9 protein-coding genes and 1 tRNA gene are annotated in these 12,684 nt (G+C 34.3%); 2 read left to right on the forward strand and 8 right to left on the reverse strand.

Going from position 1 to position 12,684, the window contains the following annotated elements; all coding sequences use genetic code 11:
- Positions 1–27 precede the first annotated feature (27 nt).
- Entirely contained in the window at positions 28–1,260 is a 1,233-nt protein-coding gene (gene nusA, locus JF259_RS08010; protein ID WP_199114796.1) for a transcription termination factor NusA, read from the reverse strand.
- Positions 1,261–1,271: 11 nt separating this feature from the next.
- A complete protein-coding gene (gene rimP / locus JF259_RS08015) occupies positions 1,272–1,733 on the reverse strand; it encodes a ribosome assembly cofactor RimP (RefSeq protein ID WP_199114797.1) in 462 nt (153 codons plus the stop codon).
- Between the two features lie 350 nt (positions 1,734–2,083).
- Between rimP and JF259_RS08020 the strand changes: the two genes are divergently transcribed.
- Together JF259_RS08020 and JF259_RS08025 are read left to right on the forward strand one after the other, a co-directional pair.
- Entirely contained in the window at positions 2,084–2,818 is a 735-nt protein-coding gene (locus JF259_RS08020; RefSeq protein ID WP_199114798.1) for a DUF805 domain-containing protein, read from the forward strand.
- A 102-nt stretch (positions 2,819–2,920) separates the two neighbouring features.
- Positions 2,921–5,464, forward strand: a complete 2,544-nt coding sequence (locus JF259_RS08025; RefSeq protein WP_199114799.1) for a hypothetical protein — start codon at positions 2,921–2,923, stop codon at positions 5,462–5,464.
- A gap of 91 nt (positions 5,465–5,555) precedes the next feature.
- Here the strand turns inward: JF259_RS08025 and JF259_RS08030 are convergent.
- The 6 genes from JF259_RS08030 to JF259_RS08055 form a co-directional block, all read right to left on the reverse strand.
- Positions 5,556–5,628, reverse strand: a tRNA-Met gene (locus tag JF259_RS08030).
- A 59-nt stretch (positions 5,629–5,687) separates the two neighbouring features.
- On the reverse strand, positions 5,688–5,870 hold the full coding sequence (locus tag JF259_RS08035) for a CPXCG motif-containing cysteine-rich protein (protein ID WP_199114800.1): 183 nt from the start codon (positions 5,868–5,870) through the stop codon (positions 5,688–5,690).
- Between the two features lie 95 nt (positions 5,871–5,965).
- Complete coding sequence (locus tag JF259_RS08040) at positions 5,966–6,793, reverse strand: leucine-rich repeat domain-containing protein (protein ID WP_199114801.1); 828 nt, start codon at positions 6,791–6,793, stop codon at positions 5,966–5,968.
- 192 nt (positions 6,794–6,985) lie between these two features.
- Entirely contained in the window at positions 6,986–8,314 is a 1,329-nt protein-coding gene (locus JF259_RS08045) for a TolC family protein (protein WP_199114802.1), read from the reverse strand.
- A complete protein-coding gene (locus JF259_RS08050) occupies positions 8,304–11,501 on the reverse strand; it encodes an efflux RND transporter permease subunit (RefSeq protein WP_199114803.1) in 3,198 nt (1,065 codons plus the stop codon). Before JF259_RS08050 ends, JF259_RS08045 begins: the two co-directional genes overlap by 11 nt.
- A 1-nt stretch (position 11,502) precedes the next feature.
- Positions 11,503–12,639 (reverse strand): efflux RND transporter periplasmic adaptor subunit, encoded by a 1,137-nt coding sequence (locus JF259_RS08055; RefSeq protein WP_199114804.1) that lies wholly within the window; start codon positions 12,637–12,639, stop codon positions 11,503–11,505.
- Positions 12,640–12,684: the final 45 nt, after the last annotated feature.

A 12,684-nucleotide genomic window follows, 5' to 3' on the forward strand; every position in this document is an offset into this window, starting at 1 on the left:
ATTGCCTTTAAAATACTCAAATATATGTTATTCTTCGAATTCTTCCCTTAAAATTCTAATAACGTCATTAATTGTTTCTTCTTCTAAGTCTGTTCTTTTCACCAAATCGGTTACATCAAGCTCCAACACACTTTTTGCTGTATCAAGTCCAACTTTACTAAGTTCATCAATAATCCAGCCTTCTATTTCATCTGAGAATTCTGTTAATTCGACATCTTCCTCAGCACCTTCTCTAAATACATCAATCTCATAACCAGTTAATTGTCCTGCTAACCGAATGTTATGGCCTCCTCTACCAATGGCTTTACTAACCTCTTCTGGTTTTAAGATAACCTCGGCCCTTTTAGCTTCTTCATCAATTTTTATTGATGTTACACGCGCCGGACTTAATGCTCTAGTTATAAATAATTGTAAATTATTCGTATAGTTAATTACATCTATATTTTCATTACCCAATTCACGAACAATACCGTGAATTCTTGATCCTTTCATACCAACACAGGCACCTACTGGATCGATTCTGTCGTCATAAGAGTCTACAGCTACTTTTGCTTTTTCCCCTGGGATTCTAACCACATTTTTAATGGTTATTAATCCGTCAAAAACTTCTGGGATTTCTTGCTCGAACAGCTTCTCCAAAAATATCGGTGATGTTCTGGACATGATAATAGTTGGCTTATTACCTTTAAGTTCAACACTATCTATAACCCCCCTTACATTGTCTCCTTTTCTAAAAAAGTCTGAAGGTATTTGCCTATCTTTTGGCAACACTATTTCGTTTCCTTCATCATCCAACAAAATAACTGCCCTGTGACGAATGTGATGCACCTCGGCTGTATATATATCGCCTACTAAATCTTTAAACTGCTTGTAGATAATGGTATTATCGTGTTCATGAATCTTTGAAATCAAATTTTGACGCAATGCTAAAATAGCTCTTCTTCCTAAATCTACCAACTTAACTTCTTCGGACACATCTTCACCAACTTCAAAATCGGGCTCAATTTTACGCGCTTCAGTTAAAGATATTTCCTGATTTGGATCTTCAACTTCTCCGTCGGCTACCACAACTCTATTTCTCCATATCTCTAAATCGCCTTTATCTGGGTTAACAATAATATCAAAATTATCGTCATCACCATATTTCTTTTTTAAGGCACTTCTAAATACATCCTCTAAAATTGCCATTAACGTTACACGGTCAATTAGCTTATCGTCTTTGAATTCTGAAAAAGATTCAATTAACGCGATATTCTCCATAACTCTTTAAATTAAAATTTAATCATAACTTTTGCTTCTACAATATCCTCATAAGCGACATGCGCTTTTTTATTTACGGTTATTTTACCCTTACCTACCGGTTTTGGTTCCCTAACCTTCCACTCTAATGTAATATTGGTATCGGCTGCTTCTGTAAGCACACCTTCTATTTTTTCGGATGCTGTTGTTACTTTCAGCTGTCTGTTTATATGCTTCTTATACTGTCGTTTGGAAACTAAAGGAGCTGTTGCTCCTGCCGACATCACTTCTAAAGAAAAATCCTGTTCTTCCCTATCCAGGTTATGCTCGATGGCTCTGCTTACAAACATACAATCTTCGACCAAAACACCATTATCGCCATCAATTATTATTCTTATTTGGTTATCTCCTTGGATGGAGAAATCAATAAGAAACAAATCTGTTCGCTCTGTAAGCGCCGCATCCAATAATTCCTTAACAGTATTTTTAAACATTTTTAGTATAAAAAGAGGGGACTTTCCGTCCCCTCATTTCTTAATTTTCCTTTTCAACGCTGCAAATATATAACATTTTAATTGATTTTTAAAGTAATCGTATTAAAATTGAAGTTATTAAGAACTACCTGAGCATTTTTAAAAGTTGCCATAAAAAAAGAGAACCTGTTTCTATATTCTCTTTGTTAGTAGCGGAAACTGGATTAACTCGTCAAAGCTCGTCGAACCTTAAATGAAGACTACATTAAAGGCCCTAATTTTATATGAATTTCAAAAATTAAAAAACACGTACTTACTTACACAACATTAATAAATTTATTTATATTTAATCCCAAATTGGTATTATAAACATGTTCAAAAACCCTTTTTCCTTTAATGGTAGGATAAGAAGATTGGAATTTGCATTAACTTATCTATTTTATTTTACATTACTTTTTGTTGTCTCACTTTTATATAGTGATTCAGATGATTATTCAGCTGTTTATGCATTAATAATATTTCTATCATATTGGATTCTTTTGGCCCAAGGATCAAAAAGATGCCACGACCTTGGAAATAGTGGATTTTATCAGCTTATACCTTTTTACATTTTTATTATGCTATTTCAGGATGGGAACGAAAAAACAAATCAATATGGTATTTCCCCTAAATCAGATAAACCAATAAGTGATGAAAATTCTAGACTTTCATTTAAATTCAAGAACATAGAAAGAAAGAGCATCTTTGAAATTATTACTATTTCTCTTTTTCTTACTTTTATTTTAAGCATTAACAACATATTATTTAAGCAATACGAATCCTATACTGTGCTGGCCTATTTCGGCATAACAATCCCTGGGTTTTATTTATTATTATTTGTAAGCCATTACAAGAAACCTTATCCCCTTACCAGATCAAAGCTTCTTACACAACGTGTTATCTATAGCATAATATACTTTTTAACAATAAGGCTTTACGCAATAACCTTTAGGATGTCCGAATATAAATTAGAAACTATTCCAATTGAAATTATAGGGTTAGGTTTAATTTTTGGTTTGACATATTTACCCTCTAAAGTATATTTAAATTACAATAACCCAAATTAAGAAATGTTTAAATCCCAAACTCTATACCTGATCTCAGGATTACTGTTAACAACTTTAATTTTCACAGGACTCTTTGAAAAAAGATATTACGACCCAAAAGACATGGTCATCTGGTCAGAGAAAAACATCTCATGGAATGATTTTACTAAAGTTGAAACAAAAGAAAAGGATTATGTAGCTACTATAAGCTATGGCATTCATTGCCCCAACGGACTTTCTTGGCTAGACTCTAAAGTCTTTGCATATATGAATCCATATGAATCTGAAAAATTAGCTGACTCCATGTTAGATGATGACGTACTATCACATGAGCAGTACCATTTTAATATAACTGAATACCATGCTCGACTATTAAGAAGAGATATTATTAAGACAGGAAAGAAAAATATATCAAAATCCATATTAGATTCTTTACACGCAAAGTATATTCTAGAAAATGATTTGATGCAAATTAAATATGATAGTATTACCGACCATAATTTAAAAACCGAAGAACAGAGGTATTGGAAATTAAAATTAGATGATTTACTCCGCAAAACATCATATTATCAAGAAAAAGATCTTCTTAAATACTATGCTTACAGCCCAGGAAAAACAAATTATTTTAGAAAGATCTACAGAACATTTGATCACAATATCCTATGTTCTTTCCCGATCTACGAGGAAGAAAGTTATTATGGAGAATCATACAAAGTGGAAAAATCAAAAGATAGTATAGTAGTTTCCTATTATAAAAATGGCTCATTATTTAATGGAGGGTTATTTGATACAGCTATAACATTAATCCACTTCAAAGAAGAACTTACACAGTTAAAGTTTTTAAATCCAGATAAATCTTTCAACGATAAGATAAAGTATTGTATTCAAAAAAGGCATAAAGAAAATAACGATATAGTTGATTATTTTTTTAATAACAGAAATGAAAGAATCAGTGTGGATAATGTGCACTACACTATAAGCACTGTTGACGCTAATGGCATAGTACATTCTAAATATTTTGACAAAAATGACAACTGGATTAAAAATGAAACGGGGATTTATCAAAAAAAAAGCCATCTTGATTCTTTAGGCAGGACATTTAAACTTGAATACTATGATCAAAATGACAATCGAATGAATGATGAAAATTTTGTTTCTATAGTCGAAATAGTTTTGAACAATAAAAATCTCACAATCGGCCATAAAGAGTTTAATCAAGCAGGAGATTATGCTAAGAATTTAAGCTCCTATAATAGAAAATATGAATATGATGAAAGAGGAAACCGTATAAAAATGATTAACATGGATGAAAATTCTAATATTTCTTACGATAAATATGGAATAGCAATTTACACTTTTAATTATGACTTATATGATAATCGCGTAGCAACAAAAAGTTTTAATCACAAAAACCAACCTGTTCAAGGTACCGATGATTATCATATGTATTTAAAGATTTTTGATTCTAAAGGAAAAAACAAATTCAAAGGACAATATTATAACGGCCATGTTCTAGCATTTAGTGAAGACAAATGGGGAGCTACCAAATACCTTTATCCTAATGATACTCTAGAAATCCAACAAAATGTAGATGTTTATGATAAGGTTTTCAATGATAATGATGGAGTTGGCTTTTTGGAAAGATATTTTGATGAGCAAAAAAATTTAAAAGAAATAATTTACAGAGATGCAGATAGTAGCTTTGCAAAAACAGAAGATGGTATCGTTAGATATAAATACAAACATGATCTCAGTGGTAACAAAATTGAAGAATCCGCACATGATTCAATAGGCAACTTAGTGGCTTTTGATGAAGATGTAGCTATTGTGAGATGGGAATATGATAATAATAACAATAAAATAAAAACCACTTATTTCAATATTAATGATGAATTAGCTGATGCCAATCAAAATGTAACACACAACATCTACAAGTACAACGACAAGAACCAACTTATGGAGAGATCCAATCTAAATAAAGAAGGCAAACCACAACTACTAGATGGTTATTATAAAATGAAAATTATCCCTAACAGGTTTGGGAGTGACTCTATTATATTAAAATACGGCACTGACAATAAATTACTACCAGGTCTATGCAAGACTATCTATGAATATGATAATTATGGCAACAATATAACTGAGTCTTTTTATAATAAAGATGATAAAATGACAGTGAATTCCAACGGTATTGCTCGTATTAAATATTTATATGATAAGGATCTAAGATATCTGGGCTATTCATATTTTGACACCCATGGGAAACCCGCTAACAATAACATTGGCATATCCTCTTATAGATTGACATTGAACAATATGGGTTATAATGAATCCGAGAGCTATTATTCAAAAAATGGCACGCCTGTTAAAGGGTCTCAAGGATTCCATAAAAAAGAGTACCTCTGGAATGATTCAGGGGAAGTAATAGAGGTTAGGTATTTGGACACCAATAACAATCTTGATGAAGACAGATCTGGAGTAGCCAAATATATATACACTAGAAGTGCAGCAGGTCTTATTTCGAGTATTAAAAGATATAATAAAACGGGAAAGCTAACCAACGATAAGTCTGGAGTTGCTGAAACATATTACACACCTTACATGAACGGCTTGTACTATCTAGACAAAGAATTGGACTGTTTGGGCAATGAGATAAAAGATGAATGATTGATCCTTTACAACTTTTTTGAAGAAATACAACAACCCCTTCATTTTACCGCATAAAAAAAGAGAACCTGTTTCTAGATTCTCTTTTTAGTAGCGGGAACTGGACTCGAACCAGTGACCTTCGGGTTATGAGCCCGACGAGCTACCTACTGCTCTATCCCGCGATATTGGACTGCAAATATACAATCCTTTTTATGTAATACAAGCATAAAAATAAAAAAAATTATTGTTCTATGCTATCTGCTTGAAAGTCCGACAATTCTGAGTCACTTATTTTTACGGATACCTGAATTGGATTACAACAAACTTCACAATCTTCTATAAATGTTTGACTCGTTAGGGAGTTATCAATCAACATCGAAATGTTCTGCCAACAATATGGACATGTAAAATAATGTTCTATCATAATCCTAAAGTTAACAAATAAAAATCGACAACATCCTCTTTGACATTGTCGATTTAAACCAACCAACTAAAATTTATGAAAAAATTTACTCGAAATTATTCTTTTTCAATATCCATTGTTGCTGTTGCATTTTGAAGCTCCAGATACATCATTCCAGGTGGACGGTTACGTCCAGACACTGTAATATATTCTTTGTTTAAGTTGTTATCACTTACCATCATAGTATTCAACTTAGTTAGGTTCATAAATTCCATAGGCAATTCACCTGTAAGTTGGTTACTAGATAGTATTAATTCTTCTAATTCTCTTAATTGAGCTATCTCGGAAGGAATTTCTCCATGTAACTTATTATCCATTAAGCTCAACTTCTTTAATTTTGTTAGAGCGTATATCTCCGCTGGTATCGTTCCAGTAAGATAATTACTCCCCAACAACAACTCTTCTAAATTTGTTAACCCCATTAAAGACTGTGGAATCGTCCCTGTAAATTTGTTACTGTACAGTTTCAACGATTTTAAGTTCTTTAATTCCCCTAGCTCAGATGGAATGTCACCTTCTAATCCGTTCATAAACAATTCTAAAGATGTTAATTCTTTTAAGTTTTTTAGAGAAGTTGGCAATTCTCCTGTTAACTTATTGAATCCTAAATTCACTTTTTTCAAATGAACCAGGTTTCCTATTTCCTGAGGCAATGCACCTTGTAAATTATTAAAAGGTAAATTAATCTCTACAACTTTATCGTCTTGTACCTTTACGCCAAACCACGAATCGATTGACGTATTTAAATCCCAAGTTGCGTTCCATTCAGCGCCATTAGTAGATTTATAAAGCGCTAACAAAGCTTCTTTTTCTGTTAACGAAATGCCTGCAAATGCATGTGCTGAAACAAAAAGGCATATAACAATGAGTTTTAAAGTCTTCATAATTGATAAATTTGGGATTAATTCTCTTACGAAATTACCCTATATATAGACTAAAAACTATTTTATTCGACGAAATGCGTAAAATTTTAACATTTAAGAACCAGTCATCGGTATATTGAAAATCAAGTCCATTCTTTTAGATCAAGCTTTCTTCTTTCTTCTTTCTTCTTTCTTCTATTTAGAAGGAAGTATCTAAAACTCAACATTTAAAAGTTCTCCACTTAATTGCAGTACTTGTAATTCGGCTAACTTTGCCTGATATTTTGCCTGATTTCTACTTAGTTCAGCGTTTAAAAGGTTTAGCTGAGCCTGCCTAAATTCGATAGAGTTTACCTGACCTATTTTAAACTTTTCCTGGGTTCGATTAAAATTATTTTGAGAAGTGACAATATTTGCTTCTTGTATCCTGTAAATAGCCAGTTTATTTTGATAATCATCCCATGCATTGTTGAAATCCCTGGTAATGTTCATAACTAATTGCTCCTTCATTAGTTTCTGATTCTCCAATGCGATCTCAGCATTTTTAACTCTAGTAATCGTGCTCCCTCCATCAAAGAGGTTCCAACGTAGATTCACTCCTCCCGATAAACCTGTATTTGTAGAGACTGCAAGAAATGATGCAGCATTGTTATTATTTTTATTCCATCCGTAAGTCCCGGTCAATCCAACACTAGGCAAATAAGCAGACCTCCCCTTCCTTACATCAAGTTCTGTAATTGTAATACCCTTGTCAACCTGTAATACCGCAATATTATTAGACAATGTTTTTTCTAACAACTTTTCTCTGTTAAGCTGTAATAAAAAGTCCACATCGGTATCAACTTCAAAATCCTGGGGCAAAGCATTGCCTGTAACCACATTCAAATCACGCTTAATATTTTTTAACTGCTGGTATGCATTAATATAATTAATACTATCGTTATTAATATCTACTTCGGCATTTAACACACCCAATTTTGTGCTTTGTCCATAATCGAACTGATAGGTTGCGCGGACAAGCCTATCTTTCGAAATAGTAAGCGTTTGCCGAATAGCCGAAGTATTCTCGGTTAACTGCGCAACATTATAATATACTGTAAACAGTTGCAATATGGTATTTTCTATAGTTTCCCTAGCTTCCAGTTCAGATAACTGATAACGTTGTTTAAGTTGCTTATAATTATAGGCTCTACCCAAACCATCAAATAGTGTGTAGTTTAAATTTATTGAAGCGTTGTATCTGGAACTCTCAGCACCATTTAATTTGGTACTTTCGCCGTTGGAAAATTCAGCTTCCGTATTATCCAAATTATAAACCGCTCCTGCATTTCCCGTTACTGTTGGCAAATGTCCTGAATTTAATACACTTGCCTCGTTCTCGGCCATAGCAACGTAATTGTTTGCTAATTTTATCCCATAATTATTATCTAATGCAAGGGCAACAGCTTGATCTGGTGTTATCACTTGCAAATTTTGCTGCGCTGATAACCTGATTATCCCTGCCACCGCTAAAATCCCTACAGCAATATGCTTAGTATTCATGTTCTTCATTTAATTCTTTTATAGCGCGTTCAACTTCTTCCTTTGTAATATGGTTTCCTGTTACGAGCCATTTAACATTTTTCTTAATACTGTTACTAAAAGCTAAAAACAAAGGCAAAACCAATAGTGTTAGAACGGTAGCATAGCCTATACCAAATGAAATAGAAATAGCCATAGGCTTTAAAAACTGTGCTTGCCTACTCTTTTCCAACAACAAAGGAGCTAATCCTGCAATTGTTGTTAAAGATGTTAAAAAGATAGCTCTAAAGCGCGACTTTCCCGCATTAAACAAAGCATGGTCAAAAGACATCCCCTCTTTAAGGTTTGAATTGAATTTACCTATTAACACCAATCCATCATTAACCATAATACCTATTAAAGCTATGATTCCCAAAAGCGACAATATATTTACTGAAAATCCAAGTAACCAATGCCCCCAAGCAACTGCTGTTAAACTAAAAGGCACTAACAACAACAATAAAACCGGCTGGCTATAACTTCTAAATGTAAAAGCAATGGTAACATATATGAGCAATAGAATAACTATTCCGTTACGCCATAATGACCGAGACAATTTAGTTGCTTCACGATTTTGCCCTTCGAAGGAAGCCGAAATAGTAGGGTATTGCGATTGGATTCTAGGAATCACATTGGCTTTGATGTCATCTAAGATGTCTGTAGCACTCGTATTTCGATCCTTAAGATCTGCTGAAACTTGAATTTCCCGCTGGCCATCCAAATGGTTTATTGCCACATCGCCTCTAGAAATAGTATACGATGCTATATCCTGCAAGGTAACGCGTTCACCAGACGGCGTAACAATGCGCATATTATCCAAGTTATTAATCGACTCACGATTGCTACGATCATACCGCACCCACACCTTTATTTCATCCTGCCCTCTTTGGAAACGCTGCGCTTGCCCTCCAAAAAAACCTGAGCGCACCTGACTCATAACAGCTCTTAAATCCAACCCTAATAAATAAGCACTTTCTTTAAGCTGTAATCTTATTTCCTTAATACCTGCTGGATCATTGTCTGCCACATCCTTTAATAAGGGATTCGATTGTAAAGTAGATTTCAGCTGAAGCTTCGCTGCTTTTAGCTCACTTATATTATTACTCAATAAAGAGACAGACACTGGACTGCCACCAAAGTTACCACCGGATCCAAAAATTAAACGCTCTGTACCAATAACAGGCCCTACCAACTCCCTTAAACGATTGGCTACCAAAGAAGCATTGATAACATCTGGTCGTTCTTCTCCTGGCAACATATTGATATCCAGTACGGCACTGGAACTACTACGTATGGTTAAAATGGTATTTTCAAAAAGCTGCTTATCGGTTCCTTGTAAATATTTCTCGGTAAACTCCTTATTTACAAGAAAGGACGCCTCTTCTATCGTTGATATAATCGAGTCAGTCACCTTTACATTCGTTCCATTGGGCATATCCAACTCTACCGAAATTCGGTCACTGGCAATTGAAGGAAATAGCGTAACCCCAATAATCCCCCCTCCAATAGAGCCAAATGTTAACACTAAAAGTGCCACAAAAATACCAAGGGAAAACATTTTAAATTTTAAAACAAAATCCAAAATAGGGGCGTACACCCTATCTCTTAAAAATGACATGATTGTATCGCCCACCTTATTTATAAGTCGCATTTTAGCAAAAAATTGCTTTACTTTTGACGGGTGCGCTTCCTCTTTCTTTTTTCGTAACGCTTTGGAATGTGCTAAATGAGCTGGTAAAATGATTAAGGCCTCAATAAGGGATACTGCTAAAGTTAATATAACAATGACCGACACCTCTCCAAAAAATTCCCCGATACGACTTTCTAGAAAAAAGAACAACGAAAATGCCAAAAGCGTTGTTATAATAGCTGAAACAACAGGAGGGATTACTTCTAAAGTACCATCAATTGCCGCATCGACAGGCGACTTACCCTTTTCATAATGTTGATAAATATTCTCGGCTATAACAATTCCGTCATCCACCAAAATACCAATAACTATGATCATTCCAAATAGGGACAGCACATTTATTGTAACATCGAACTGTCCTGCAAAAATAAACATGCCAAAAAAGGAAACAGGAAGCCCAAAGGCCACCCAAAAGGCGACACGCGTATTGAGAAATAACGATAAAAACACTAGAACTAAACAAATTCCCATAAACGCATTTTCAGCAAGCAATTGCGTACGCTGCTTTAATGTTATAGACCTGTCGTTTACAACATTTAAATACACATTGTTATGCTTTGCATTATATTCCTCTATATAAGTTTTCACCTTATCGGCAGAAGATACAAGATCTTCATTATTGGTACTCGTTATGGAAACATTAACTGCTAATTGCTGATTAAAATATGTGGCATTTGGAGTTTCTGAAAAACGATCCCTAATAATAGCCACGTCTTTTAACCGAACCACTTTTCCATCTTTATTTGCCTTTACTATAATATTTGAAAGCTCATCACCATAGTACGACCTATTATTTGCCCGAATTAAATACTCTTCGGATTCTGTTTTTATGTTGCCTCCGGTTACCAGTATATTTGATGCACTAACAACTCTAGAAACATCACTAAATGTTAAATCGTAGGCCAACAAACTGGCTTCATTAACGGCTATTTCAATTTCTTCGTTAGGATAGCCGGTAATTTCTATTTGAGAAATCCCCTCAATAGCCCTTAAGTCATTCTCTATCTGCCTGCCCAACTGCTTTAAAGTTACCAGAGGTATCTCTTTACCACTAATGGCAAAAGAAATAGTTTGCCGTACTTCCTCTCGCTTTGCCACAATAAGTGGTTCCATACCAGTTGGAAAAGAAGGCACCCTGTCTACCGCATTTTTGACTTCCAAAAGCATGAAGTCGATATTTTCCCCTTTCTCTATTTCTACGGTTATAATCCCGCTGTTTTCCCTAGAAACCGAGGTTACGCGATCGATACCTTTTAAACCTTTTAAATTATCTTCTATTTGAAGCACAATTCCCTCCTCAATTTCTTGAGGCGAAGCCCCCGGATAAGTCACACTTATATTGATTATCTTAGAATCAACAAGTGGAAAAAACGAAGATTTAAGCGACAAAACGCCAACAACACCAAACGCAAAAAACGCAAGAATAAAAACATTTACTGCAACATGATATCGTATAAAGTAAGCTAAAATCTTTCTCATGCTAATCAGGGCTTACTTGGTTGTTCTTCTTATTCACAAAAGGCCTAACTAACATACCAGCATATGCTCCCGGAACCATCTTCTTTAAAATAACCGTTCCATCAGGGACATTTTTGATAACGACATTTGATTCTGAAAAATAAACGGGCTTTACATCTATAACATCCAAAATACTATCCTTAACCACAAAAATCTGTTGCGCATCCAACAACAAATTTCTACTAATTTCGATAGCGTCTTCTTCCTGCTTAGCTCTTAATCTTGCCTCTAAATAAAGCCCTTCTTTAAGCTTTTCATCTTTCACCTCTATATATGCTGTAATGGTTTGTGTAGTTGGATCAACACTTCCATTAACTCTAGAAACAAAACCTATATAGCTTTCTGTTTTATCCAAATTAGTTAAAACAACCTCTTCACCTACCTTTAACAAGTGAGCATACGATTTACTTACTGCTACTTCCATTTCATAAACTGAGGGATCAATAAATTCTCCCAGTTTCTGTCCATTCCTTATTAAAGATCCTTCTGTCACCAATGCCTCAGTCAAAACACCTGTGAAAGGTGCCGAAATTGTATATTTTGCCAAACGCTGTTCCATATTCTTAACATTGTAATAGTTTGACACAATACCGCGTCCTGAAATAAAATAATTTTCTTTATCGGAATCCATTTTAGGCAATACCGGTGTTGTTTTACTTATATCAAAACCATTGAGATAATCCTGCCATTTTGGAAAAACATCTGGAAAGTCCAAGCGTAAATCGGGCATGATAGCCGCGATTGCATTGTACAAATTACTTTTTGAAGACTGGACACTGGCATAATACTCTGATGCGTCCATTCTAATTAAGGTTTCCCCTTTACGAAATTGTTGCCCTGGCTTGAAAAGCTTAGTTCCCATTTTAAACACACCTTGAACTTCGGAATATAATTCTACCCTACGTTTGGCCACTAAGCTCCCATTTGCAGGAATAACAATTTGAACCGTTCCGTTTACAACGGTATCTGTAAAAACGGTCTTAACAATCTTTTCCTTAAAAGGTTTTGGCTTATTTTTATTAGCTATAAGCATTTTAGCAAATAGCACAGAGGCTGCTATAAGTACAACCCCTATAACTGCTAGAATAATTTTACGCATTAGTATGTTTTTGTGTTTCAGATACAAAACTATCTAATACAGCAA

The organism is Snuella sedimenti (genome assembly GCF_016428595.1).
In the GTDB taxonomy this organism is placed as follows: Bacteria; Bacteroidota; Bacteroidia; order Flavobacteriales; family Flavobacteriaceae; genus Snuella; species Snuella sedimenti.

What these genes read in the sequence shown, in the direction of transcription:
- JF259_RS08040 (WP_199114801.1), bottom strand. Translation starts at nt 6,793, where the DNA reads ATGAAGACTTTAAAACTCATTGTTATATGCCTTTTTGTTTCAGCACAT.
- JF259_RS08020 (WP_199114798.1), top strand. Translation starts at nt 2,084, where the DNA reads ATGTTCAAAAACCCTTTTTCCTTTAATGGTAGGATAAGAAGATTGGAA.
- JF259_RS08025 (WP_199114799.1), top strand. Translation starts at nt 2,921, where the DNA reads ATGGTCATCTGGTCAGAGAAAAACATCTCATGGAATGATTTTACTAAA.
- JF259_RS08045 (WP_199114802.1), bottom strand. Translation starts at nt 8,314, where the DNA reads ATGAATACTAAGCATATTGCTGTAGGGATTTTAGCGGTGGCAGGGATA.
- rimP (WP_199114797.1), bottom strand. Translation starts at nt 1,733, where the DNA reads ATGTTTAAAAATACTGTTAAGGAATTATTGGATGCGGCGCTTACAGAG.
- nusA (WP_199114796.1), bottom strand. Translation starts at nt 1,260, where the DNA reads ATGGAGAATATCGCGTTAATTGAATCTTTTTCAGAATTCAAAGACGAT.
- JF259_RS08035 (WP_199114800.1), bottom strand. Translation starts at nt 5,870, where the DNA reads ATGATAGAACATTATTTTACATGTCCATATTGTTGGCAGAACATTTCG.
- JF259_RS08050 (WP_199114803.1), bottom strand. Translation starts at nt 11,501, where the DNA reads ATGAGAAAGATTTTAGCTTACTTTATACGATATCATGTTGCAGTAAAT.
- JF259_RS08055 (WP_199114804.1), bottom strand. Translation starts at nt 12,639, where the DNA reads ATGCGTAAAATTATTCTAGCAGTTATAGGGGTTGTACTTATAGCAGCC.